At 47.7% G+C, this 24,650-nt stretch carries 25 protein-coding genes and 1 other annotated feature; of the genes, 1 reads left to right on the forward strand and 24 read right to left on the reverse strand.

Annotation, left to right across the window (positions count from 1 at the left end):
- On the reverse strand, positions 1-386 hold a 386-nt coding region (locus tag BM278_RS08045; RefSeq protein ID WP_143093427.1), incomplete at its 3' end, for a transposase family protein.
- Positions 387-794: 408 nt separating this feature from the next.
- On the opposite strand from BM278_RS08045, the gene BM278_RS18730 reads away from it, so the two are divergent.
- Positions 795-953, forward strand: a complete 159-nt coding sequence (locus BM278_RS18730; RefSeq protein ID WP_167359602.1) for a hypothetical protein — start codon at positions 795-797, stop codon at positions 951-953.
- Positions 954-1,320: 367 nt separating this feature from the next.
- Here the strand turns inward: BM278_RS18730 and pyrE are convergent, their stop codons facing one another.
- The 23 genes from pyrE to spoIIGA form a co-directional block, all read right to left on the reverse strand.
- Positions 1,321-1,944 carry an orotate phosphoribosyltransferase gene (gene pyrE, locus BM278_RS08050; RefSeq protein WP_090948842.1) on the reverse strand — a complete coding sequence of 208 codons (624 nt, stop codon included), beginning with the start codon at positions 1,942-1,944 and terminating at the stop codon, positions 1,321-1,323.
- A complete protein-coding gene (gene pyrF, locus BM278_RS08055) occupies positions 1,941-2,660 on the reverse strand; it encodes an orotidine-5'-phosphate decarboxylase (RefSeq protein ID WP_090948843.1) in 720 nt (239 codons plus the stop codon). Before pyrF ends, pyrE begins: the two co-directional genes overlap by 4 nt.
- Positions 2,632-3,573 carry a dihydroorotate dehydrogenase gene (locus BM278_RS08060; protein ID WP_090948844.1) on the reverse strand — a complete coding sequence of 314 codons (942 nt, stop codon included), beginning with the start codon at positions 3,571-3,573 and terminating at the stop codon, positions 2,632-2,634. The genes pyrF and BM278_RS08060 overlap by 29 nt, the downstream gene beginning before the upstream one ends.
- Positions 3,570-4,343 carry a dihydroorotate dehydrogenase electron transfer subunit gene (locus BM278_RS08065; protein ID WP_208601775.1) on the reverse strand — a complete coding sequence of 258 codons (774 nt, stop codon included), beginning with the start codon at positions 4,341-4,343 and terminating at the stop codon, positions 3,570-3,572. Before BM278_RS08065 ends, BM278_RS08060 begins: the two co-directional genes overlap by 4 nt.
- Positions 4,340-7,537, reverse strand: coding sequence for a carbamoyl-phosphate synthase large subunit (gene carB / locus BM278_RS08070; RefSeq protein WP_090948846.1), 3,198 nt, complete (start codon positions 7,535-7,537; stop codon positions 4,340-4,342). Before carB ends, BM278_RS08065 begins: the two co-directional genes overlap by 4 nt.
- Complete coding sequence (locus BM278_RS08075) at positions 7,530-8,624, reverse strand: carbamoyl phosphate synthase small subunit (RefSeq protein WP_090948847.1); 1,095 nt, start codon at positions 8,622-8,624, stop codon at positions 7,530-7,532. Before BM278_RS08075 ends, carB begins: the two co-directional genes overlap by 8 nt.
- Positions 8,625-8,626: 2 nt before the next feature.
- The gene (locus tag BM278_RS08080) at positions 8,627-9,907 is read right to left on the reverse strand and encodes a dihydroorotase (RefSeq protein ID WP_090948848.1); all 1,281 of its coding nucleotides are present in this window, start codon (positions 9,905-9,907) and stop codon (positions 8,627-8,629) included.
- Entirely contained in the window at positions 9,873-10,796 is a 924-nt protein-coding gene (locus BM278_RS08085) for an aspartate carbamoyltransferase catalytic subunit (protein ID WP_090948849.1), read from the reverse strand. The genes BM278_RS08080 and BM278_RS08085 overlap by 35 nt, the downstream gene beginning before the upstream one ends.
- Before the next feature lie 178 nt (positions 10,797-10,974).
- Positions 10,975-12,282 (reverse strand): solute carrier family 23 protein, encoded by a 1,308-nt coding sequence (locus BM278_RS08090; protein WP_090948940.1) that lies wholly within the window; start codon positions 12,280-12,282, stop codon positions 10,975-10,977.
- A 134-nt stretch (positions 12,283-12,416) separates the two neighbouring features.
- A complete protein-coding gene (gene pyrR / locus BM278_RS08095) occupies positions 12,417-12,956 on the reverse strand; it encodes a bifunctional pyr operon transcriptional regulator/uracil phosphoribosyltransferase PyrR (RefSeq protein WP_090948850.1) in 540 nt (179 codons plus the stop codon).
- A gap of 183 nt (positions 12,957-13,139) precedes the next feature.
- Positions 13,140-14,057 carry an RluA family pseudouridine synthase gene (locus tag BM278_RS08100; RefSeq protein ID WP_208601774.1) on the reverse strand — a complete coding sequence of 306 codons (918 nt, stop codon included), beginning with the start codon at positions 14,055-14,057 and terminating at the stop codon, positions 13,140-13,142.
- Positions 14,054-14,518, reverse strand: coding sequence for a signal peptidase II (gene lspA / locus BM278_RS08105; RefSeq protein ID WP_090948852.1), 465 nt, complete (start codon positions 14,516-14,518; stop codon positions 14,054-14,056). The genes BM278_RS08100 and lspA overlap by 4 nt, the downstream gene beginning before the upstream one ends.
- Positions 14,519-14,728: 210 nt before the next feature.
- Positions 14,729-17,500: an isoleucine--tRNA ligase gene (ileS, locus tag BM278_RS08110; protein ID WP_090948853.1), complete on the reverse strand. Its 2,772-nt coding sequence runs from the start codon at positions 17,498-17,500 to the stop codon at positions 14,729-14,731.
- A gap of 102 nt (positions 17,501-17,602) precedes the next feature.
- Positions 17,603-17,820, reverse strand: a binding site (T-box leader).
- Between the two features lie 46 nt (positions 17,821-17,866).
- Positions 17,867-18,385: a DivIVA domain-containing protein gene (locus BM278_RS08120; protein WP_167359603.1), complete on the reverse strand. Its 519-nt coding sequence runs from the start codon at positions 18,383-18,385 to the stop codon at positions 17,867-17,869.
- Positions 18,386-18,460: 75 nt separating this feature from the next.
- On the reverse strand, positions 18,461-19,234 hold the full coding sequence (locus BM278_RS08125; RefSeq protein ID WP_090948856.1) for a YlmH family RNA-binding protein: 774 nt from the start codon (positions 19,232-19,234) through the stop codon (positions 18,461-18,463).
- 49 nt (positions 19,235-19,283) lie between these two features.
- On the reverse strand, positions 19,284-19,553 hold the full coding sequence (locus BM278_RS08130; protein ID WP_003251891.1) for a YggT family protein: 270 nt from the start codon (positions 19,551-19,553) through the stop codon (positions 19,284-19,286).
- Positions 19,554-19,559: 6 nt separating this feature from the next.
- Positions 19,560-19,985 (reverse strand): cell division protein SepF, encoded by a 426-nt coding sequence (locus BM278_RS08135; protein ID WP_090948857.1) that lies wholly within the window; start codon positions 19,983-19,985, stop codon positions 19,560-19,562.
- A 12-nt stretch (positions 19,986-19,997) separates the two neighbouring features.
- On the reverse strand, positions 19,998-20,675 hold the full coding sequence (locus BM278_RS08140) for a YggS family pyridoxal phosphate-dependent enzyme (protein ID WP_090948858.1): 678 nt from the start codon (positions 20,673-20,675) through the stop codon (positions 19,998-20,000).
- 3 nt (positions 20,676-20,678) lie between these two features.
- Positions 20,679-21,497 carry a peptidoglycan editing factor PgeF gene (pgeF, locus tag BM278_RS08145; protein ID WP_090948943.1) on the reverse strand — a complete coding sequence of 273 codons (819 nt, stop codon included), beginning with the start codon at positions 21,495-21,497 and terminating at the stop codon, positions 20,679-20,681.
- 85 nt (positions 21,498-21,582) lie between these two features.
- Entirely contained in the window at positions 21,583-21,825 is a 243-nt protein-coding gene (locus BM278_RS08150) for a YlmC/YmxH family sporulation protein (RefSeq protein WP_090948944.1), read from the reverse strand.
- 90 nt (positions 21,826-21,915) lie between these two features.
- Positions 21,916-22,695 carry an RNA polymerase sporulation sigma factor SigG gene (sigG, locus tag BM278_RS08155; RefSeq protein ID WP_425272969.1) on the reverse strand — a complete coding sequence of 260 codons (780 nt, stop codon included), beginning with the start codon at positions 22,693-22,695 and terminating at the stop codon, positions 21,916-21,918.
- A gap of 118 nt (positions 22,696-22,813) precedes the next feature.
- Positions 22,814-23,533 carry an RNA polymerase sporulation sigma factor SigE gene (sigE, locus tag BM278_RS08160; protein ID WP_090948860.1) on the reverse strand — a complete coding sequence of 240 codons (720 nt, stop codon included), beginning with the start codon at positions 23,531-23,533 and terminating at the stop codon, positions 22,814-22,816.
- Positions 23,534-23,584: 51 nt separating this feature from the next.
- The gene (spoIIGA, locus tag BM278_RS08165) at positions 23,585-24,511 is read right to left on the reverse strand and encodes a sigma-E processing peptidase SpoIIGA (RefSeq protein WP_090948861.1); all 927 of its coding nucleotides are present in this window, start codon (positions 24,509-24,511) and stop codon (positions 23,585-23,587) included.
- Positions 24,512-24,650: the final 139 nt, after the last annotated feature.

The following is a 24,650-nucleotide window of genomic DNA, read 5'->3' on the forward strand; positions in this document are numbered from 1 at the left end:
GTCGTGTAAGGGAGTTTTAGCATACGAGCCACCGCCTGAATGGATGTTCCAATGCAAGATTGCGCCACCCATTGTTGAAAGGCGTCCGTTGCCACACTTCGAGGGGAGATCCCTGGATAAGAGGTGCTGAATGTCATGCCACAAGTGCAACAACGTCTCCGTTCCACTGGGAGTTCAATCCAAAAAACCCCGATCCGTTGGGCATAGCCATGCATCCATTGCTTCTTTTTTCGGGTCATTTTTGTTGTGCGTTGCAAGCAGACAGGACATAACGGACATTGTTCGGGAAGAGAAAGTTCGAAAATCCAGCGTTCTCCTTCTTTTCGTTCCTTTTCAATCAAAACATCTGGCAAATCGATAAGTTCTTTGATAAACTGAGAGTACATGCGAATTTTCCTCCAATGGTTTGGTTTGGTCACCTTTACCATACAGGAAAATTCGCATTTTTTGTACCCTCTATTTTCTTTATTTTCCTACTGCGTTCCATGTCAATATATCAAGTACAACTTGTGGTGAAGAGCCATTCTTTTAATTAACTGCCTTAGTTATACTCAGACCCAAGGATTTCTTACGATTTCTATCAAAAACAATTAGTTTCTAGAAAAAACTTTCGATTTCTTCCTTTTCTACCTCGGTTATAAGTTTTCAATCATTCGATACCATTTAACTAGTTCTCAATCTTATTGACTACTAATTGGACATATATTATAAATCAAACTTGATTCCTTAACATGTTTAAAGACAATCCTATCTGTCTATGCTGCTTCTAACTAAGATACAAGGAGCGGATCAAGATGAGAAAAAGAAAAACATTGCAAATCACCAATCATCATGGCTGGGCGGTAGAGCGTCTCCAAGCTTTCGAACGTACTCCAAAAAATGCAAATATGGCGAACCAAGTTGTTGCGATTCGTCTTGTGATGCAGGAAATATATGGGGATAAAAGTGGCTAAACTTCTAAATCTTTATCGCCAGTCGGTTTCTGCTTATGTCCAAAAATTCAATGAAGGCGACAGGATTCGGAGAAATTCAATCCGAACCATTCCGATACTAGTAACGCCAGCCCCAAAAAACAAACCGATTGGCCGACTCCTGTATCCGCCTTAATATATGCTTGTTCGTATAACCATTCCTCATTTAACACCTAAACGGTAATCGCGTCCTCCATATATGATATATTCGAAAACCGCGGAAAAGACATTACCATCCTCTCCTCATCGCTTCTATCTTTTCCATTTTACCGGCTGCTTCCAGAAAAATGAAGCAATATCATGAAAAAGAGCGCATAGTCCGATGCGCTCCTTTTCGCTTGCATTGATTTTATTTCCCCCACTCTTCCGGGTTTTCCCGCCACTTGCGCAATGTCACGAGATCTTGTTCTGTCACGACTCCTAGTCCGACTGCGATTTCGATGAGCGTGTCGTAGTCCGTCAGTGTATGCACTTCCACCTTATTTTCCGCAAACGCTTGTTTGGCTTTTTCCAATCCATACGTAAAAATGGCGGCGACGCCGAGCACCTCGCAGCCCGCTTCCTTCAAGGCGCGCACTGCATTGAGCGAGCTGCCGCCGGTCGAGATCAGGTCTTCGATGACGACGACGCGCTGGCCCGGTTCGGCTTTTCCTTCGATTTGTTTCCCTTTCCCGTGCGCTTTCGCTTGGCTGCGCACGTAGCACATCGGCAAGTTCATGCGCTCGCTCACCCAAGCGGCGTGCGGAATTCCCGCCGTTGCCGTGCCGGCAATCGCTTCGACATTGGAAAAATGCGTGCGAATGAGTTCCACAAGCCCGTCGGCAATCGCGCTGCGTACGTTTGGATACGCAAGTGTCAGCCGGTTGTCACAGTAAATCGGTGATTTCAATCCAGACGACCATGTGAACGGTTCATTTGGCTCTAACGATACCGCGCCAATGCGGAGCAAATGTGTGGCGATTTCTTTGTTCATTCGTTTTCCTCTCCCTTCCATTCCCGTCGTAGCCGCTCGTAAGCCGCAGCTGGATTTTCTGCGCGGGTTATGCTTCTGCCGATGACGATGAAGCTTGCGCCGAGTTTTCTTGCTTCATACGGCGTAACGACGCGGACTTGGTCGTTTTTTTCGTCATCGGCAAAACGAACGCCCGGGGTAACGGTCAAAAACGCTTCTCCGCACTGTTTGCGGATAAGCGGCACTTCTTTTGCCGAGCAGACAACGCCGTCAAGCCCGCTTTGTTTTGCCAGCGTCGCGTAATGAAGCACCGTTTCTTCCATTGTTCGGTCAATCCACAGTTCGCGATGCAGCATTTGCTCGCTTGTGCTTGTCAGCTGCGTGACCGCAATGCAATATGGACGGCGCGCCCCGCTTGGCGTTCCCGCCTCTAGTCCTTCCAGCGCCGCTTCCATCATCCGCGTTCCCCCAGCGGCATGAACGTTGACAATGTCGACTCCGAAACGGGCTAATCCTTTCATCGCGCGCTTAACCGTATTCGGGATGTCGTGCAGCTTTAAATCAAGGAAAATCCGATGCCCTTGTCCTTTTAAATAATGGATAATCTCCGGACCTTCTTGATAGTATAATTCCATGCCGACTTTCACGAATAGCGATTCATGCGGAAATGATCGCAAAAACGCTTTTACGTCCTCTCCTGTCGGAAAATCAAGCGCCACAATAAACGGATCGTTCACCTTTTTTCCAGCTCCTTCCCGTACATTCGGAAATGTGGCCGATTCCCAGCTTATCCAGCAATGTCGGCAGTTCAGCGATAATGTTTGGGCAGACGAACGGATCGATAAAATTCGCTGTCCCAATCGCGACAGCGCTGGCACCGGCGTAGAAAAACTCAATGACATCTTCGGCGGACTGAATGCCGCCCATGCCGATAATCGGAAGCGAAACAGCCTGGCTTACTTCATAAATCATGCGGATCGCGATCGGCTTAATCGCCGGCCCCGACAAGCCCCCAGTTTGATTTGCTAAAATCGGCTTGGCGGTTTTCACATCGATGCGCATGCCAAGAAGCGTATTAATCATCGTCAAGCCGTCCGCGCCCGCCGCTTCAATCGCTTTCGCCATCTCGACGATGTTGGTGACATTTGGCGAGAGCTTGACGTAAACGGGCACTTCAGAAACTTCTTTCACGAGCTTCGTGAGTTCTGCGGCGATTTCCGGAACAGTGCCAAACGCAATCCCGCCTTTTTTCACGTTCGGACAGGAAATATTGAGTTCGAGCGCGCAAACGTTTGGCGCTTGCGAAATATGTTTAGCTACCTCTACATATTCCTCCATCGTCGAGCCGGCAATGTTGGCGATAATCGGCACATCAAACTGTGCAAGCCACGGCAGCTCTTCTTTCATTACTTTTTCTAAACCGGGGTTTTGCAGACCGATCGCGTTCAGCATCCCGCTTGGCGTTTCCGCCACCCTCGGCGTCGGGTTGCCAAAGCGCGGCTCCAGCGTCGTCGCTTTAATCATGATCGCGCCAAGCACGCTTAAATCGTAGAAGCGCGCGTACTCGCGGCCAAAGCCGAAACAGCCGGACGCCGGCATGATCGGGTTTTTGAGCGAAAGCCCCGGCAATTCCACCGCCAGCCGGTTCATAACACCACCTCCCCTGCTTTAAACACAGGACCGTCGCTGCATACTTTTTTATACGCCGTTTCGCTGCCGGGAACGCGGCAAACGCAGGCAAAGCATGCGCCGATGCCACAGCCCATCCGCTCTTCTAGCGAAAGATATACGTTTTTATGCGGAAACGCTTGTTCCAGCGCTTTTAACATCGGTTTCGGGCCGCATGCGTACAACACGTCAAATGAAATCTCTCTTTCATTGATCACATCGGTGACAAATCCTTTCGCTCCGTAAGAACCATCCGCCGTCGCCACATACGTTTCGCCAAACGCGGCAAATTCCTGTTCGTAAAAGACGGTCTCTTTTGTTTGGAACCCGAGCACGTTCGTAACGGCTACTCCTTTTTCGACAAGCCGCTTTGCTAGTTCGTAAAGCGGCGGAATGCCGATGCCGCCGCCGACAAGAAGCGCACGTTTTCCTTTTGCCGCGGCGTCAAGCGGAAATCCGTTTCCGAGCGGGCCAAGCACATCGACCGTTTCCCCCGGCCGTTTTTCCGCAAGCAAGGTGGTGCCGATCCCTTCTTTCCGGTAAATAATCGTGCATTCGCACGCCTTCTTGTTAATGTGGCAAAGGCTAAGCGGGCGGCGCAGGAGCGGATTCGCTTGCGAAGACACTTTCACATGGACAAACTGTCCCGGTTCATTCATTTCTTCCACTAAATGTCCGCTTAACGTGATCTCGTAAATGTTTTTCGCAAGCTGCTTGTGGCGGACAATCACCATGTTTTCCCGTTTCATTATGCGCGCACCATCCTTTGCGTCATCGCCGTTGTCGAAAACGTCATCGATTCGATTACTTGCAGCATCGCCCGCGCTGTATCGAGCGATGTCAAGCATGGAATGCCGTTTTCCACCGCTTCGCGACGGATGCGGAAGCCGTCGCTTTCCGGCTGTTTTCCTTTTGTGAGCGTGTTGATGACGACTTGCACTTTTCCTTGGCGAATGACATCCAAAATGTTTGGCGATGCAGAACGGATTTTATTGACGACGGTTACCGGGATGTCCGCCGCTTTTAACACTTCCGCCGTGCCGCTTGTCGCGAGCAGCTGATAGCCGATTTCGTAGAAACGTCTGGCAATTTCCACCGCGTCTTCTTTATCTTTATCGGCGACGGTCAATAAAACGGCACCGTGCGGGCGAATATGAATGCCTGAAGCGACGAGCCCTTTATAGAGCGCTTTTTCAAAGGTGATGTCTTTGCCGATCACTTCGCCGGTCGACTTCATTTCCGGGCCGAGCGAAATGTCGACATTGCGCAGTTTGGCGAACGAGAAGACCGGCACTTTTACGTACACGCCTTCGCTTTCTTGGCGTAGGCCTGTTTCATAGCCAAGGTCCGCGAGCTTTGCGCCTAAAATGACTTTCGTCGCGATGTTTGCCATCGGCACGCCGGTAATTTTACTTAAAAACGGCACCGTGCGGCTCGAACGCGGATTGACTTCAAGCACGTACACTTCGTCTTGATACATGACAAATTGAATGTTCAGCAAACCGACAATGCGCAACCCTTTTGCTAGTTTAATCGTGTAATCGACGATTTTTCGCTTGATCTTATCGGTTAACGTTTGCGGCGGATAAACGGCGATCGAATCGCCCGAATGCACTCCGGCCCGCTCGATATGTTCCATAATTCCCGGAATCAGCACCGCTTCTCCGTCAGAAACCGCGTCGACTTCGATTTCTTTTCCGATCAAATAGCGGTCGATGAGCACCGGATGTTGCGGATTGACTTTGACGGCATGCTCCATGTAGTGCAATAGCTCTTTTTCCTGATACACGATTTCCATCGCGCGGCCGCCGAGAACGTACGACGGGCGGACGAGCACCGGATAGCCGATTTCCTTGGCAATCCGCACCGCTTCCTCAACAGAGAAAGCTGTTTTTCCTTGCGGCTTTGGAATGCCTAAATCCGATAATGCTTGTTCAAATTTATCGCGGTCTTCGGCGCGGTCTAAGTCTTCAAGCGACGTTCCTAAAATGCGGACGCCGCGCGCCGCTAATTCCGCCGCCAAGTTGATCGCCGTCTGGCCGCCAAATTGCACGATCACTCCGACCGGCTTTTCTAGGTCAATAACATGCATCACATCTTCAATCGTAAGCGGCTCGAAATACAACTTATCGGATGTGCTAAAATCGGTCGACACCGTTTCCGGGTTGTTGTTAATAATAATCGCTTCATAGCCCGCTTCTTTAATCGCCCAGACGGAATGAACGGTCGCGTAATCGAATTCAATGCCTTGCCCGATGCGAATCGGTCCCGAACCGAGCACCACAACGCTTTCGCGGGCGGTGACGACCGATTCGTTTTCCTCTTCGTACGTGCTGTAGTAATACGGCGTTTCTGATTCAAATTCCGCCGCACACGTATCGACCATTTTATATACAGGAACGATTCCTGCTTGTTTGCGCATCTCATAAACGTCGCGCTCGCTAATGTTCCAAAGCTTGGCGATCGCCGCATCGGAAAAGCCTATTTTTTTTGCTTTCCGCAACACCTCGATGTCTCCGATATGATCACGGATGACGGTTTCATAACGAACGATGTTTTCCATTTTTGTTAAGAAAAAGCGGTCAATTTGGCTCCATTCGTGAATTTGCTCGACGGTAAAGCCGCGGCGCAGCGCCTCGGCGATATAGAAGAGGCGCTCATCTCCCGCTTTGCGTATCCGCTTTTCGATGACTTCATTGGTGATGTTTTCCGCATCCTTAAGTTCAAGATGGTAAACGCCCGTCTCTAAAGAACGCACCGCTTTTAACAGCGATTCCTCGAACGTTCGGCCGATCGCCATCACTTCGCCTGTCGCTTTCATTTGCGTGCCGAGGCGGCGATTCGCCGATTCAAATTTATCGAATGGAAAGCGCGGAATTTTTGTCACAACGTAATCGAGCGCTGGTTCAAAGCAAGCGTACGTTTTGCCCGTAACCGGGTTGATCATTTCATCCAGCGTTAAGCCGACGGCAATTTTCGCGGCAAGCTTGGCGATCGGGTAGCCGGTCGCTTTTGATGCAAGCGCCGATGAGCGGCTGACACGCGGGTTGACTTCGATGACATAATAATGAAAGCTATGCGGATCAAGCGCAAGCTGCACGTTGCAGCCGCCTTCAATGCCAAGCGCGCGAATAATGCGGAGCGATGCGTTGCGCAATAATTGATATTCACGGTCGCTTAACGTCTGGCTTGGGGCGACGACGATCGAATCGCCCGTATGGATGCCGACCGGGTCAATATTTTCCATGTTGCAGACGACGATCGCGTTATCGTTGGCGTCACGCATCACTTCATATTCGATTTCTTTATAACCGGCGATGCTTTTTTCTAATAAACATTGATGCACTGGGCTTAGTTTTAATCCTGTCGAAACGATATCGATCAGCTCTTCTTCGTTCGTGCAAATGCCGCCGCCCGTGCCGCCGAGCGTAAACGCCGGACGGACGATGACCGGATAGCCGACTTTTTCGACAAAAGCGTATGCTTCTTCCAAGCTATGAATAATTTCGCTTTCTGGAACCGGTTCGCCGAGTTCGTTCATAAGCGCGCGGAATTGTTCGCGGTCTTCCGCTTTTTCAATCGCCTCGAGCTTCGTTCCTAATATTTCCACGCCACATTCCGCGAGCACCCCCGCTTTGGCAAGCTCGACCGCCAAGTTTAATCCCGTCTGCCCGCCAAGCGTCGGCAAAATCGCGTCAGGACGTTCTTTGCGGATAATGCGGGAAACAAATTCAAACGTAAGCGGCTCCATATACACTTTGTCGGCAATTTCCGTATCGGTCATGATCGTCGCTGGATTGGAGTTTACTAAAATGACTTTGTACCCTTCCTCTTTTAGCGCCAAACACGCCTGCGTCCCTGCATAATCAAACTCCGCCGCTTGGCCGATGACAATCGGGCCGGAACCGATCACTAAAATCGTTTCGATATCTTGGCGTTTAGGCATGGACGATTTCCCCTTCCTTTTTAAACTCGCGAATCATCGCAATAAACTCGTCAAACAGAGAGTTGGCGTCCTCAGGACCAGGTGATGCTTCCGGATGGTACTGGACTGTAAACGCCGGATAATCTAAATGGCGCAATCCTTCGATCGTGCCATCGTTTAATGCAATATGCGTTATTTCCAATCTTGTGTTGCATAGTGATTCTTTTTTGACAGTATAGCCGTGGTTTTGCGAAGTGATCGCGACTTTTCCCGTCGCCAAATGCTTGACGGGATGGTTCGAACCGCGATGGCCGAACTTCATTTTTTCCGTATCGGCGCCGCAAGCAAGTGCAAACAGCTGATGGCCGAGGCAGATGCCAAAAAGCGGCACTTTGCCAAGAATCCCGCCAATCATTTTTATCGCTTCCGGCACATCTTTCGGGTCGCCGGGACCGTTGGATAACATTACTCCGTCCGGATGCAAGCGAAGCACGTCTTCAGCCGTCGCGTTGTATGGAAGCACAATGACATCGCAATTTCGTTTATTTAATTCACGCAAAATGCCATGTTTCATGCCGAAGTCAACAAGGACGACGCGGTAGCCCCGCCCCGGGCTCGGATACGCGCTTTTCGTTGAAACGCGCTTCACTTGATCTCTCGGCAATTCTGTCGCTTTCAAATATTCGGCAACTTCTCGCACGCTGACATCCAAGTCGCAAATCATTCCTTTCAGCGTCCCGTATTGGCGGATAATCCGCGTTAATTTTCGCGTGTCGATCCCTGCCAAACCAGGAATCTTTTTTTCTTTTAAATATTCGTCAAGCGTCATTTCGTTGCGCCAATTCGATGGCACGTCGCACACTTCTTTGACAATGAAGCCGTGAATATGCGGTTCAATCGATTCAAAATCGTCGCGGTTAATGCCGTAGTTGCCGATGAGCGGATACGTCATCGTCACAATTTGTCCGCAATACGAAGGATCTGTTAAAATTTCTTGATACCCGGTCATTCCCGTGTTAAACACTACTTCACCAACCGTTTTTTCCGTGCTGCCAAACGCTTCTCCGATAAAAAACGAACCGTCTTCCAATACAAGCTGCCGTTTCATTCCTATCTTCCTTTCTGCCAAACTAGTTTTCCATCCACAAACGTCATCACCGGCCAACCTTTGCACGTCCAGCCGGCAAACGGCGTGTTTTTTCCTTTCGAGGCAAACGTTTGTGGATCAATCGTTTCTTCCGCTTCTAAATCGATTACTGTAATATCGGCCCGCGCGCCAACGGCAAGCTTTCCAAACGGCAAACCGAAGCATTCAGCCGGCTTTACCGTCAGCAAATCGATAAGCTGTTTTAGCGTCAATATGTTTGTTTCTACCAAATGGGTGTAAAGAAGCGGAAACGCCGTTTCCAGACCGACGATGCCAAATGGGGCAGCGTGGATTCCTTTTTGTTTTTCCGCTTCCGTATGCGGCGCGTGGTCGGTAGCAATAAAATCGATCGTTCCATCAAGCAGCCCCTCGATTAACGCCGCGCGGTCTTCTTTGCTGCGCAGCGGCGGATTCATCTTATAATTCGCGTCAAGGCTTGGAATATCTTCATCACACAAAAGAAGGTGGTGCGGCGTCACTTCCGCGGTGACGCGAACGCCCGCCCGCTTCGCATCGCGGACGACGCGGACCGATTCTTTCGTGCTAATATGGCAGACGTGATAATGGCATCCCGCTGCTTCCGCGAGCAGCACGTCGCGTGCGATATGAACCGATTCGGACACGGACGGAATGCCGCTTAATCCGTGGCAGCGCGCAAATTCGCCGTCATGCACGACGCCGCGGTTCGTCAACGTGTTATCTTCGCAATGGGCGACAATCGCCATATTAAGAGCGGCCGCCCGCTTCATCGCTTCATACATCATGCCGGCCGACTGCACGCCGACGCCGTCGTCGGTAAACGCAAACGCCCCTGCTTCCTTTAACGCGGCGAAATCAGTCAGTTCTCTTCCTTGCTGACGCATCGTAATCGCCGCATATGGAAGCACATGGACATAAGCCGTTTCGCGAATCCGCCGGCAAAGCGATTCCATCTGTTCTTTCGTATCAGGCACCGGATTCGTATTTGGCATCGCCGCCACCGTCGTAAAACCGCCTTTGGCCGCAGCCATCGTTCCAGTTGCGATCGTCTCTTTCTGTTCGCCTCCCGGTTCGCGCAGATGAACGTGCAAATCAATCAACCCGGCAGAGATGAACTTCCCTTGCACATCAATGACTTCATCTGCTTCATCACCATGTAGCTCTGCTGCGATTGCGGTAATGATGCCGTTTTCGATTTTCAATTCCGTCCGCTCGATTGCGCCATGTTGATTAAACGACTTTCCATTTTTTAAAATAACTGCCATTAGTCATTCCCCCTTCAATTGCTCGCTTCAACACCGCCATCCGTACATAAACGCCGTTTTCCATTTGTTTAAAAATACGCGAACGTTCCGATTCGACAAGCTCGCTTGCAATTTCAACGCCGCGATTGACTGGTGCCGGATGCAAAATAATGCTGTTTTCTTTCATCTTTTCCGCTCGCTCCAGCGTCAGACCGTAGCGTGCGTGATATTGTTCTTTTGTCAATCCCATTTTTTCCTCGTGCCGTTCATGTTGAATGCGCAGTAGCATAACGACATCCGCTTCCGCCACCGCTGTATCGATGTCCACATATGTACCATATGGATTTGCCTCATCTTTCCACTCTTCTGGGCTGGAAAACAACACTGTCGCTCCGAGTCTTGTCAGCACCTCTGCATTGGAACGGGCGACGCGGCTATGGCGAATATCGCCGATAATCGCTACCGTCAATCTTTCAAACGTGCCAAACTCTTGACGGATGGTGAGCAAATCTAAAAGCGATTGCGTCGGATGATGCCCGCAGCCGTCTCCAGCGTTAATGACCGGAATGCGAATCGCGTGACGGAGAGATTCGAAATACGCGTCTTCCCAGTGGCGAATGACAACAGCGTTTACACCGATGGACTCCAGCGTGCGAACCGTGTCATACAGCGTTTCCCCTTTTTGCACGCTCGACATGTCAGCATCAAACGGAATAACATGAAGCCCAAGTTTCCGCTCCGCCATTTCAAAACTGCATTTCGTGCGCGTGCTCGGTTCGAAAAACAAATTGGCGACAAACATCGGTTTAGGAGGACGCCAAAAATAGCCTTTTCCAAATTGCTCTGCATCCTCTAATAATTGGGTAATTTCCGTGACAGACAGTTCGGATAATGTAAACAAATGTGCCATCGTTTTCTCTCCTTTGCTTGATTTCCCATAAAAAAACACCCTGCCTAGAGACAGGGTGTTACACAGTTCGCAAAAAGGTGTCAGAAAGCAACCGTCGTCTTTCCAGAGAACGGCCTACCTTTTTCCCTTTCGTCGTAACACCCTTTTAAGTCTCTCTGGACTTAATTAAAAGGTGCAATTATGCGACATGATCGTTGCTGTTTTCTGCTTTCATTTCAAACATATTTTCGTTGATTTGCGGACGCCCCGGTAAAATAAGGTTTAAGACGACGCCGCAAATCGCCGCAAACGCCATGCCTTGAATTTGGAATTGCTCTGTCACTTTCAACACCGCGCCGCCGATGCCAATGACTAAAATAACCGAAGAGATGACTAAGTTGCGTTTGTCCCCAAAATCGATGCGGCTGTCGACAAGCATGCGCAAGCCGGATGAGGCGATAATTCCGAACAGCAAAATCGACACGCCGCCCATCACCGGAGTCGGAATCGAGCTGATCAGCGCGGTCACTTTGCCGATAAATCCAAAGATGATGGCGATCACCGCCGCGCCTGCCAGCACGTAGACGCTATAAACTCGCGTAATCGCCAACACGCCGATGTTCTCGCCGTACGTTGTCTTCGGCGGCCCGCCGATCAGCGCGGAAATCATCGTCGCAGTGCCGTCTCCTAAAATCGAACGATGCAAACCCGGCTTTTGAATAAGATCGCGCCCGACGACTTTGCTCAACACAAGCTGGTGGCCGATATGTTCAGATAGCGTCACGACCGCCACCGGCACCATCAGCATGACAATATCCCATGTGACATGCACCGGATAATCGACAAATGGCAGGAGAAAGTCCGGCATTTCAAACCATTTTGCTTTCGCGACTTTCGAGAAATCAACAACCCCGACGATCAGCGCGTACACATACCCGACGATAATCCCTGCTAGCACCGGAACTAAACTGAGCATGCCGCGCAAAAACACCGAGCAAACGATCGTTGCCACGAGCGTGACAAGCGCGACCGAAAAATGTGTGAAACTGTACTTGCCATCTGGACCGTTCATCGCCATGCCAACGGCTGTATTCGCCAGCCCAAGGCCGATCACAATGATGACCGGTCCGACGACAACCGGCGGCAGCAGCTTCATAATCCAGCGGTAACCGGCTTTTTTAATGACAAGCGCGACAATGCCGTAAACAAGCCCCGCCAAAAAGCTGCCGATCATCGCCGCTCCCGGTCCTCCCGCCGTTTTCGCCGCAATAATCGGAGCGATGAAAGCGAAGGAAGAACCGAGGTACGCAGGAACTTGCCATTTAGTGATAGCGAGAAAAGCAAGCGTTCCAAGCCCGCTGGAAATGAGGGCGATCGACGGGCTTAATCCGACTAAATAAGGCACTAAAATCGTCGCCCCGAACATAGCGAACAAATGCTGTAAACTGAGGGTGAGCCATTGCGCCGGCGACGGCCGGTCTTGAATATCTAATATAGGTTTGTTCATCGTCAAAAACTCCTTTCCGATTAGCATAAAAAACCTCTTTGCCCTCGAGGGTGCAAAGAGGTACAGAGATAGTCCAAGCCTATCTTTCTGTCCCTTTTGCAGCCTCTCGGGACTGCACTTAAAAGGGAGTGTGTTTATTTTTCGTGAATGCTGACTTGATCGAGTTCATCGACTTCTGTCAGTTCGACGACGATTAATTCAGAACTTGATGTCGGAATGTTTTTGCCGACGAAATCAGCGCGAATCGGCAGTTCGCGATGGCCGCGATCGACAAGCACCGCGAGCTGAATTTGCGCCGGGCGCCCAAGATCCATCACCGCGTCCATCGCCGCGCGCACCGTTCTTCCGGTAAACAATACATCATCTGTTAATATTACCTTTTTATTTGTCACATCAAACGGTACATTCGTTCCTTTTACGAGCGGTTCACGGTCGATCGTCTTCACCGTCAAATCATCGCGGTACAACGTAATATCGAGTTCACCGACAGGGATCGCTTTCCCTTCAATTTGTTCAATTCGCTCGGCTAGCCGTTGCGCCAAATAAATGCCGCGCGTTTTAATGCCAATAAGCACACAGTCGTCAACGCCTTTATTTCGTTCGATAATTTCGTGGGCAATCCGCGTCAATGCGCGGCGGATCGCCTGTTCATCCATCACGACCGCCTTTTGCATGCCATCTCACCTCCATAAAAAATCCTCTCGCCCTTGAAGCGAGAGGAACCGTTCCATACGTGCAGAACAAGGCATGCTACGCCTTACCTAGTCTATTATATCCGACCCCTTCTCAGCCTCACAGGACTGAATTTAAAGGTTCTTATTCACTTGCTCTTATTGTACGTTTTCTTTTCTTCGTTGTCAATCACCTTTTCGCAACAATTGCAAAAGCCGCTCGAACTCAGGCGGCAACGGCGCTTCAAATTCTAAATATTCGCCTGTGCGCGGATGGTTAAACCCAAGCACTCCCGCATGTAAAGCTTGCCCGTTAATTGGCAATGTCTTTCTTGGTCCATATTGCGGGTCGCCCGCTAACGGATAGCCGATGTATTTCATATGCACGCGAATTTGATGTGTTCTTCCTGTTTCCAATTGACACTCGATAAACGTGTATTGGCGAAAACGCTCTAACACGCGAAAATGAGTGACCGCCTCTTTTCCGTTTTCTTCTGTCACCGTCATTTTTTTTCGATCCCGTTTATCACGGCCGATCGGCGCGTCAATCGTGCCGTAATCGTGCGGAATCACTCCGTGAACAATCGCTTTATATTTGCGCGTCACCGTTTTTTTCACAAGCTGATCGACAAGCGCCTGATGCGCCATGTCGTTTTTGGCGACCATCAATAACCCCGATGTATCTTTGTCAATCCGATGCACAATGCCGGGCCGAAGAACGCCGTTAATGCCTGATAAATCATGGCAATGCGCGAGCAAGGCGTTAACGAGCGTGCCGCGCATATGCCCAGGAGCCGGGTGCACGACCATGCCGCGCGGTTTATTAACAACGAGAACGTCGGCGTCCTCGTAATAAATATCTAACGGAATATTTTCCGGCTCGACATAAAGCGGCTCCGGCTCAGGAAGGCGAACGACAACGATATCGCCGGCGGAGCACTTGTAATTGGCTTTAACATGTTGATCGTTAACGGTGACGAGCTGATCTTTAATCCACTGCTGCACTTTCGAACGCGACCAGTCTTCATTTAATGCAGCAATCACTTTATCAATTCGTTCATTGTCGTATTCCTCATCAATATGAAATTGAACGACATCCATCACTGATTCTCCTTTTCTTTCGTTCCGGCAAAAAACGTTTTAATAAAGACAAGCGCCACTCCAATGCAAAGGGCGGAGTCAGCGATATTAAACACCGGAAAGCTGTATGTACCAATGTAGACATGAATAAAATCGACGACCTCTTTGCGAAAAACTCGATCAATAAAGTTGCCGAGCGCACCCCCAAGCATAAGGCCGAGAGCAATTCCATACATCCGCTCCCCGCGCGGCAACCGCTGAATATAAATGACTAATCCGACAACAACAATGACGGTAATCAAATAAAACAGCCAAAACTGCCCTTGCAAAATCCCCCACGCCGCGCCGCGGTTGCGATGGGATGTAATATAAAGCACATCCGAAATAATTGGAATGCTTTCACCAAGCCGCATATACTTGACAACAAGCCATTTCGTCCACTGATCGATAACGATGACAGCGAGCGCAATGATATAGTATACCACAACACTACCTCCACTCAACAGTATGCTTAATGAATTGTAGCACAATCGGACAACGGCAGACAATGACGGAGCGCCAACAACTTGATGTATCCAACCGTCAATGACAAAACAGCTCGTGCGCGCCAAGGAGCACCCATTACCTTTCTCTCCGAAAATCGCGGCATAAAAAACGGCGGGACTACCAAAGTAGATAGTCCCGCACACTATGCGTTATGCCGAATAATGTTCTTTCACGATATGGGCGCAACGAGGGCATAATGTCGGATGGTCGGAATCTTTGCCAACTTCCGGCGTCACGACCCAGCAGCGCTCGCACGTTTCCCCTTCCGCTTGTTTCACGATGATCGCCACATTCGCGAATTTTTGCGCATCTTCCGGAGCTTTTTCATAGTCATCCGCGATCGTAAACTCAGATACGATAAATAACTGTTTGACATCTTCTTCAATCGATGCGAGCAATTGTCGCACTTCTTTTGTCGGATATACCGTAACGCTTGCATTTAGCGATTTGCCGATCACTTTTTCATTGCGCGCTACTTCCAGCGCTTTTAGCACATCATCGCGCAAGCTCATAAACGCATCCCATTTTGCCACTAGCGCCTCTTCGCCGCCAATGTCGATTGTCTCCGGCATGTCGACAAGCTGAACGCTTTCTTCTTTTTCCTTCCGGTTTGGAATGTGCTCCCATACTTCTTCTGCAGTATGTGGCAAAATCGGCGCTACAAGCTTTGTTAGCGCAACGACCGTTTCATACAATACCGTTTGAATCGAACGGCGCGCGCGGTCGTTTGGCGCTTCGATATATAAAATATCTTTTGCAAAATCTAAATAGAAAGCACTTAAATCAACGGTGCAGAAATTGTTGACATCGTGGTAAATGGACGCAAAATCATACGTTTCATAGGCGTGTTTTGCTTTTTCGATCAAACGGTTTAGTTTTACGAGCATGTAGCGGTCAACTTCGCGCAATTCGTTCACCGCGACCGCATCCGTCTCTGGATTGAAGTCAAACAAGTTTCCAAGCATAAACCGGAACGTATTGCGGATTTTCCGATATACTTCTGACACTTGTTTTAAAATGCTGTCGGAAATGCGAACATCCGCTTGATAATCAACAGAAGCAACCCATAAGCGCAAAACATCAGCGCCAAACTGTTCCATCACCTTCGCCGGCACAACGACGTTGCCGAGCGATTTGCTCATTTTCCGCCCTTCTCCATCAAGGACAAAGCCGTGGCTCAATACCGCTTTATACGGCGCTTTTCCGGTAACAGCAACAGCGGTGGAAAGCGAGGAGTTAAACCAGCCGCGGTATTGGTCAGAACCTTCTAAATACAAATCGGCCGGACGGCGTAAATCTTCGCGTTCTACGAGCACTGCCTGATGGGAAGATCCGGAATCAAACCATACGTCCATAATGTCCGTTTCTTTCGTGAAAATGCCGTTCGGGCTCGATGGATGTGTAAATCCTTCCGGCAATAAGTCTTTCGCCTCGCGCTCAAACCAAACGTTCGAGCCGTATTGACGGAACAAGTTAGACACATGTTCGATCGTTTCGTCCGTAATAATCGGTTCGCCGTTTTCCCCGTAAAAGACCGGAATCGGCACTCCCCATGCGCGCTGGCGGGAAATGCACCAGTCGCCGCGGTCGCGGATCATATTATGGATGCGGATTTCGCCCCATTCCGGAATCCATTTTGTTTCTTTAATGGCCTGAAGCAGTTCGCCGCGAATTTTATCGATCGATGCAAACCATTGTGTTGTGGCGCGGAAAATCGTCGGCTTTTTCGTGCGCCAGTCATGCGGATACGAGTGAGTGATGAAACCAAGCTTCAAAAGCGCGCCGACTTCTTCTAGCTTTTTCGTAATCGCTTTGTTCGCTTCGTCATAAAACATTCCTTCAAAGCCTGGCGCTTCGCTTGTCATATAGCCGCGTTCATCGACTGGGCACAGCACGTCCAAGCCGTATTTTTGCCCGACAATAAAGTCGTCCTCCCCGTGTCCAGGCGCGGTATGAACGCATCCCGTTCCGGCGTCTGTCGTAACATGTTCGCCGCAAACGACTAAAGAATCGCGGTCATAAAACGGATGTTTTGCCACGACATATTCTAAGTCTTTTCCTTTGATTGTTTTCACAACTGTTACGTCGTCCCAGCCAACTTCTTTCGCAACCGATTGTAACAACGCGGCGGCGACGACGTATTTGGCACCATTTGTTTCGACAACTTGATAATCAAGGTCTGGATGGACGGCAATCGCCAAGTTGGCCGGAATCGTCCACGGTGTTGTCGTCCAGATCACGATTTTTTCGTCTCCGTCAAGCACCCCTTTTCCGTCTTTCACTGGGAATGCGACGTAAATCGAAGGCGAACGTTTATCTTTATACTCGATTTCTGCTTCCGCCAACGCCGATTCGCTTGATGGAGACCAATAGACCGGCTTCAACCCTTTATAAATCAGCCCTTTTTTCGCCATCTCGCCAAACACTTTAATTTGCTGCGCCTCATATTCTCGTTTCAGCGTAATGTACGGGTTGTTCCAATCGCCGCGCACGCCAAGGCGCTTAAATTGTTCGCGTTGGTTGTTGATTTGTTCATACGCGTATTGTTCACAAAGCTTGCGAAATTCAGCGACACTCATCGATTTTCGGTCAACGCCTTTTTTCGCGAGCGCGGTTTCGATCGGAAGGCCATGCGTATCCCATCCGGGAACGTACGGAGCACAATAACCGCTCATCGATTTATAGCGGACGATAATATCTTTTAAAATTTTATTTAACGCGTGCCCCATATGAATGTCGCCATTCGCATACGGCGGTCCGTCATGCAGCACGAACAGCGGGCGGCCTTTCGTCCGTTCTTGCACTTTGCGATAAATGTCCATTTCTTCCCATTTTTTTTGAATTTGCGGCTCGCGCTTCGGCAAGTTCCCGCGCATCGGAAATTCCGTGCGTGGCATTAACAGCGTTTCTTTATAATCCATGTTCATTCCTCCCATCTTTTTTTATAAACGGGAATAGATAAAGTCTTTCACAAAAAATGAAGATTGAGAAACAGTCAAAACGCAAAAAACCGTTCTCTCCCGAAAAGGGACGAGAACGGTCTCGCGGTACCACCCTTATTGGCTATGTATGCCATAGCCCACTCTGCATTCGTAACGTGAATGACACGCCATTGCCTACTCTTTCGTTCAGCATGGAACTCCGGGGTGATCTTCACTCTTTCGCTTATGCCAGGCTTCCACCATCCCCAGCTCGCTGAAATAAGCACTGAAAGAGCTACTGTCCCCTTCATCGTCAACAACTATGTTTATTTTACTCGATATTATATGCAAAAGATCCGGCTGTCGTCAAGATTGAGAGAGCTCTTCCTTTTCGTCTTCGTCTGTTTCCACTTTAGGCGCTTCATATTCCATTAAATCATCCCAATCGCTATTATTCAACATTTCTAGCTGCGCCTCGACGAGCATGCGAAAACGCGTGCGAAACACTTTCGATTGCCGTTTTAGCTCTTCGATTTCGAGCGCGATTTTCCGCGATTTCGCGAGCGCTTCGCTAATGATGCGCTCCGCGTTTTTCTCCGCTTCCTTAATGATCAGCTTCGCTTCTTTTTGCGCGTTCCGCTTCACTTCTTCCGCCGTTTCTTGGGCGACTAAAATCGATTTGTTTAATGTTTCTTCAATATTCATAAAGTAATTCAGTTTCTCTGTCAATTCCGCTATTTTTTCCTCGAGCTGCTTTTTTTCGCGAATCACCATTTCATAATCTTTAATGACTTGATCAAGAAATTCGTTTACTTCATCCTCATCATAGCCACGAAAACCTCTGCTAAATTCTTTATTATGAATATCTAATGGCGTTAAAGGCACAATGGCCACCTCCGTCTGCATAATTCCTTTTCCATATCATTCGACATTTTTCTATTAATTCCTGCAGCCATTCGATTATTTTTGGATTCCAACGTGAATGCGCCACCGATCTTTTTTCGTTTTTCCGTCAATCGTTATAATTTTGCAGCGGCCAAACCCACGCGCGGAAAGAACGTCCCCCTCTCGGCATTCAAAATGAGCTTGTTCCACTATTTTCCAATTTACTTTGACAAGGCCGTTTTCAATGAACGATTGGATTTTTTGCCGCGATGCATGAAACGCTTGCGATAATATCGCATCTAACCTTAATGACGAAACGGTAATCGTTGCATCTTGCCAATTTTCCTCTAGTTGGATAATATCCGTCAACGGCTTTTTTTCTATAGAAACATTCGCTTTGTCAATCGCGTGCAAATGCAAACGGATATAGTCAGATATTTCGTTTGCAGCCAAAAATTGAATTCGCTCATCTTTCATTAAAATATCACCAAATTTGCCGCGCCTCAACCCAAGCGACATGAGCGCCCCCAACACTTGGCGATGCCCGATCGTTACAAACTTGCTCGGATAACGGACTTCAAATAAAGCAACTTCATAATCTTCTTCTGAAGGTTGAAAATACGGCGGATACAATAGCGCCCGCTTGCGTTCCACAAACGGCGCTCCGCCAAAAAAAGCAAAATGCACTTCCTCGTCGCGGCCAATGACGCTTTGCACAATTTGCTGCTCACGTGGATCTAAAAAATCGGTAAGCTTCGGCGCGTATTGTCTCTTTACCGTGTCTTGCCATTCTAACACTTGATCAATAAAATGATGTTCTTCTTTGCGAAAATGCTGATATATTTCCATCGCTTGCACCTAACTTTCATGAAAGAAAGGAACCCTATTAACGGATTCCTTACACTAAATTTAACATATCAAAAAGAGCGTACAATCCCTTTGTCGCAAAGCGAAGCACTAAAAAGGCGACAATCGGGGAAACGTCAATCATTCCGATTGGCGGAATAATGCGGCGAAACGGTTCTAAATACGGCTCACAAATCGTTGCAAGCATCTGCCCGATTTTCGTATCACGCGCATTGGGAAACCATGACATCAAAATGTAAATAATGAGCGCATACGTATAAATTTGAATCAATGTCGTTAAAAACCATAGCAAACTATCCATAAGCAGTTACCACCTCTTCATTGGCGTATCAACGTCACTGTCGATGGAAATCGAACCAGTCACGTCAACATTATCTGGCGTGCACAAAAAAATTTTCGTGCCAACTTGCTGAATATCTCCGCCAATCGCATATACGGTACCGCTTAAAAAATCGACGATGCGTTTCGCTTGGTCATGTTGAATTCGTTGCAAATTCACCACCACCGCGCGGCGGTTTTTTAAATGGTCAGCGATTTCTTGCGCTTCCGCATACGCTCTTGGCTCAATTAACACCACTTTAGACGATTTTTGCACACTTTGCAAGCTCACCACATTGGGTTTTGCATTTCCCTTTGCTACTTCTTTAGTTTCTTCCTCTTCCTCATACTCTTCTTCATATTCGTCATAATCTTCCTCTAAAAAATAATCTTTGAACTTTTTGATTAATCCCATTGATTTCACCTCCTAAAATTCTTTTCCGACAAGCGATGTGCCGAGCCGAATAAAAGTCGCACCTTCTTCAACGGCAATCACGTAATCGTTGGACATGCCCATCGATAGCTCCGTACATGGAGCGTTTGGAATATGCAATGCTTGTACATTTTCTTGCAACAATTTTAATTGGCGAAAGCATGCGCGCAAAACGGATTCATCATCCGTATAAGGCGCCATCGTCATCAAGCCGACTACTTCGATGCGCGAGAAATCTCGCAGCTGCTCAATAAATGGAATCACTTCTTCTTTTGCTAATCCATGTTTCGTCGCTTCGCCGGATACGTTCACTTGAACAAAACATTTCATCCGCTTCGTCGCCCGCTTTTCGATTTCTTTCGCAAGCGACATGCGATCAAGAGAATGAATATAATCGACTTTGTCAATAATATTTTTCACTTTTCGTGATTGCAGCGTGCCAATAAAATGCCATGTCGGCTCGCTACCTAACGCTTCATATTTTTGCAGCAACCCATCATCGCGATTTTCTCCCAAATCGGTAATGCCAGCTTCTAACGCCTCTTTCGCCCGTTCTACACTTACATATTTCGTAACGGCAACAATGCGAATGTCGGCAGGGTTGCGTCCCACGCGTTGACACGCTGCTTCAATGTTTTCACGAATGATTGCTAAATTGTCGCGAACCGTCATCGTTCATTCCTCCTTCCTGCCGATAAACGCCATCATTCTTCCTGTTTTTCCTTGATCGCGGCGATGGGAAAAAAACAAATGATCAGCGCAACTCGTACAATATCCGGAAACATCAATATGCTCTTCGCGAATTCCTGCCTTTATCAGTAATACTTTATTCAGTTCTTTTAAATCAAGGGCATATTGTCCTATGCTTACTTGCTTATAGGGAGCTTGCTTGCCATCCAAAACGCGGTCGACGCGCGCGATGACGCGATCATCGACAATATAGCAACAAGCGCCAATCGCCGGGCCGATTGCCACGTATATGTCATCAAGAGGAATATTTTCACGCTCATGCCAAAGGCGCACCATTTCTCCCGCAATGTTTTTTACCGTCCCCCTCCAGCCGGCATGAGCAAGACCGATCATACCATGTTTCGGCGCCGTAAAATAAAGCGGCACGCAATCAGCAAAACATAAGGCAAGCAACAATCCTGCTTCTTTTGTATATAAGCCGTCCGTTCCAGCAATAGCCGACTCGTAATCCGTCGCTCCTTTTCCACCTTGACTGCTCGTTACTTTTTCAACGCGAGCATCATGTATTTGTTCGCAACATACCCAGCGTTCCAACGGAAATTGAAGCAAATCCGCCAACCGCTGTCGATTGCGGCAAACAGAAGAAACTTCATCGTCCACATGCAACCCTAAATTGAATGTCGCAAACGCTCCTTTGCTAACGCCTCCGTGTTTCGTCGTAAACCCAGCGACAAGATTCGGAAACGAACGGCGTTCTCGCAACAACAGCACCTCTTTTTCCGCTTGTTGAAAAATGTCTAACATTTTCGTCAACCTCATATTTTTGTTAGTTTTTATCACTTTTTTTCCTATTTTATCATAAGTTTTCTTCAACGTGATAAACATTATTTTATTCACTTTCATGCAAGCGTACTAAAATGACGTCTGCGCCAATTTTGACGATATTTTGCCACGGAATCACTGTTTCTTCTTCTCTGCCAAACAGTCCGAGTACTTTCCCCGTCCCTAAAATAATTAGTGATTGGATTTGCCCTGTCTCTAAATCAATATCTATGTCCCCGATGTTTCCTAATTTTTTCCCATTTGCCACGTTTACAACATCTTTCGTTTGAAATTCGGAAATTCTCATCATCCAACATCCCCCGCTTTTTTCTCTTATCATCACTATATGAATCTTCCTAGTCGCTTATGTAAAAAAGAAAAGAGCCGTAACGAACAGCTCTTATACTTGAATGTTTTTGTTCATTTGGCGTATCGCCGCTTTTTCCAATCGCGATACTTGCGCTTGGGAAATTCCGATTTCTTCAGCAACTTCCATTTGCGTTTTTCCTTGAAAAAAACGCTTACGGATGATCATTTTTTCCCGTTCGTTCAAACGGCGCAGTCCTTCTTTCAGGGCGATTTTTTCAATCCATTGGCTATCGCAGCTGCGTTCATCACTTAATTGGTCCATCACGTAAATCGGATCACCGCCATCGTTATAAATCGGTTCAAATAATGAAACAGGATCTTGAATCGCATCTAAAGCAAACACCACTTCTTCATGGGGAATTCCAAGCACGTTGGCAATTTCTTCAGTCGTCGGCTCTTTCGCCGTCTCTCCCATCAATTTTTCCCGCACTTGCAACGCTTTATAGGCAATATCGCGAAGTGAACGGGAAACGCGAATCGGATTGTTATCGCGCAAATATCTGCGGATTTCTCCAATAATCATCGGTACCGCGTACGTAGAAAATTTCACATTTTGGCTTAAATCAAAGTTATCAATGGATTTCATAAGTCCGATGCAACCAACTTGAAACAAATCATCGACAAATTCACCGCGATTGTTAAACCGCTGAATCACACTTAATACAAGGCGCAAATTGCCATTTACTAATTTTTCCCTCGCCTCTAAATCCCCTTCATGCATTCGTTGGAACAATTCTCTCATTTCTTCGTTTTTTAGCACGGGAAGCTTTGAGGTGTCTACTCCGCAAATCTCCACTTTGTTTCTTGTCAAGTCCTTCCCTCCCATCAGGAGATGCTGATCGTCCATTTTCAGTATCTCCTCTGGAAGAAAAAATATGCACGCTTGCCTAAAGCACATAAAAAGCGGCAATGAAACCATCGCCGCCATTTTACATCATTTTGTTAAATTCTTTGCGAAGCCGCTTAATAATCCGTTTTTCTAGCCGAGATATGTAAGATTGCGATATGCCAAGCAAATCGGCAACATCTTTTTGCGTTTTTTCTTCTCCTCCAGAAAGTCCAAAACGAAGTTCCATAATTTGTTTTTCGCGGTCGCTCAACTGGCATAGCGCATTAAATAAAAGGCGCCGGTCGACGTCCGCTTCCAAATCTTTTGTGATCACGTCGTCTTCCGTTCCAAGCACATCCGAAAGCAACAGTTCATTCCCATCCCAGTCAATATTTAAAGGCTCATCAAACGATACTTCCGCGCGGATTTTATTATTTCGGCGCAAATGCATTAGTATTTCATTTTCAATGCAGCGAGATGCGTATGTCGCCAGTTTAATTTTTTTTTCTGGATTAAACGTATTTACCGCTTTAATCAATCCGATCGTTCCAATGCTGATCAAATCTTCGATGTTAATTCCTGTATTCTCGAATTTACGCGCAATATACACAACAAGCCGCAAATTGCGCTCAATGAGAAGCGATCTTGCTGTTTCATCTCCGTCGGAAAGCTTTTTAATTAGCATTTCTTCTTCTTCTTTCGTCAGCGGCGGCGGCAGCGCCTCACTCCCGCCGATATAATACAATTCATCCATTTTTATTCCAAATTTCTTTAACAACTTATACAAGAAATAAGTGATGCGAAGTTTCCACTTTTTCATGAAAATCCCCCTTCTAAATTAGCAAATGATGAGTATGATATAGTAACAAGTTTATGAAGCAGTGATTCGCTTTCCCATTTGCACCATTTTCGGATGTATGATGCACTCATATTCCCCATCGACCGATAAGTTCGTTTCACTTAATCCAACAAGTCCTTTTTCCACTTCCAACCACTGTTGTTCGTAACACAGCATAATGCGGTCCGGCTTAAGCGCAACTAAAAAACGCTGTTCGCTCCCGATAACACGATATGGAACGATACGAAAGCGATGCGCCCACTTTTCCAATTGCGCTTGATGGAGCCAATCCATCGATGTTTCAAACGGAATATGTCTCGCTAATTCCTCTGGCAAAACTTCCTTTACTTTATCCATCTCCACGATCATAACGGGCGTTTTGGTCAGCGGATCATACAGCTGGTTTCCGCTATCGATGAGCCCTTTTAGCTGAATCGGGACACCATCAAACACAATAAGAACATCGATAATGTGTTCAAACCGCAATTTTTTTTCGCGAATCCCGTTGATGCGCGCCCGCGAAAATATCCATAATGCTGGAAATCCTAATAAAACAAATGTCCAACTGACCGGATCCCCGACACCGAGGGAATGTGTCATCAGCATGCCATTATGAATATTCAGTTGCTGTTGTAAAAAATAATGAACGGCAATCATCCCTCCTCCGACCGTAAATGTCACAAAATAAAAAGCAAAAAGGTTTTCCAAAAAATACCGTATCCGTTTAAAGCCAAACGCCGCGAAAACGATGAGGAGCGAGAAGACGATTTTGCTTACCGGATGCTGGGCATATGTCGAAAACGGTGTAAACATCATAACGACAAGCAATGCACCAATGCACGCCCCGAGCAACACCCGCCACCACACGACATCGCGCTTTAACATCACGGCCGTCAACCAAAGCAATAGACTGTCAAAACAAACGTTTAACAACCAAACGACGTCCAAATAAACGGCCAATGAAACAGCCTCCTTCTTTCACAACAAACGCAAGGTTAAGTCCGAACTCTTGTGCAAAATTTTATTATCAGTACAGTAAACTTTGGATTACGGGAAAATAAAATCGCCTTTTTCTGTTTTGGTTTCACACCATTCACGC

Source organism: Parageobacillus thermantarcticus (assembly GCF_900111865.1).
GTDB lineage: Bacteria > Bacillota > Bacilli > Bacillales > Anoxybacillaceae > Parageobacillus > Parageobacillus thermantarcticus.

What these genes read in the sequence shown, in the direction of transcription:
- BM278_RS18730 (WP_167359602.1), top strand. Translation starts at nt 795, where the DNA reads ATGAGAAAAAGAAAAACATTGCAAATCACCAATCATCATGGCTGGGCG.
- sigE (WP_090948860.1), bottom strand. Translation starts at nt 23,533, where the DNA reads ATGAAAAAGTGGAAACTTCGCATCACTTATTTCTTGTATAAGTTGTTA.
- pgeF (WP_090948943.1), bottom strand. Translation starts at nt 21,497, where the DNA reads ATGTTAGACATTTTTCAACAAGCGGAAAAAGAGGTGCTGTTGTTGCGA.
- BM278_RS08135 (WP_090948857.1), bottom strand. Translation starts at nt 19,985, where the DNA reads ATGGGATTAATCAAAAAGTTCAAAGATTATTTTTTAGAGGAAGATTAT.
- BM278_RS08060 (WP_090948844.1), bottom strand. Translation starts at nt 3,573, where the DNA reads ATGAACCGGCTGGCGGTGGAATTGCCGGGGCTTTCGCTCAAAAACCCG.
- BM278_RS08140 (WP_090948858.1), bottom strand. Translation starts at nt 20,675, where the DNA reads ATGACGGTTCGCGACAATTTAGCAATCATTCGTGAAAACATTGAAGCA.
- pyrE (WP_090948842.1), bottom strand. Translation starts at nt 1,944, where the DNA reads ATGAACAAAGAAATCGCCACACATTTGCTCCGCATTGGCGCGGTATCG.
- BM278_RS08130 (WP_003251891.1), bottom strand. Translation starts at nt 19,553, where the DNA reads ATGGATAGTTTGCTATGGTTTTTAACGACATTGATTCAAATTTATACG.
- BM278_RS08090 (WP_090948940.1), bottom strand. Translation starts at nt 12,282, where the DNA reads ATGAACAAACCTATATTAGATATTCAAGACCGGCCGTCGCCGGCGCAA.
- BM278_RS08085 (WP_090948849.1), bottom strand. Translation starts at nt 10,796, where the DNA reads ATGGCACATTTGTTTACATTATCCGAACTGTCTGTCACGGAAATTACC.
- BM278_RS08150 (WP_090948944.1), bottom strand. Translation starts at nt 21,825, where the DNA reads ATGATGAGAATTTCCGAATTTCAAACGAAAGATGTTGTAAACGTGGCA.
- BM278_RS08080 (WP_090948848.1), bottom strand. Translation starts at nt 9,907, where the DNA reads ATGGCAGTTATTTTAAAAAATGGAAAGTCGTTTAATCAACATGGCGCA.
- BM278_RS08125 (WP_090948856.1), bottom strand. Translation starts at nt 19,234, where the DNA reads ATGGAAATATATCAGCATTTTCGCAAAGAAGAACATCATTTTATTGAT.
- BM278_RS08075 (WP_090948847.1), bottom strand. Translation starts at nt 8,624, where the DNA reads ATGAAACGGCAGCTTGTATTGGAAGACGGTTCGTTTTTTATCGGAGAA.
- pyrR (WP_090948850.1), bottom strand. Translation starts at nt 12,956, where the DNA reads ATGCAAAAGGCGGTCGTGATGGATGAACAGGCGATCCGCCGCGCATTG.
- carB (WP_090948846.1), bottom strand. Translation starts at nt 7,537, where the DNA reads ATGCCTAAACGCCAAGATATCGAAACGATTTTAGTGATCGGTTCCGGC.
- ileS (WP_090948853.1), bottom strand. Translation starts at nt 17,500, where the DNA reads ATGGATTATAAAGAAACGCTGTTAATGCCACGCACGGAATTTCCGATG.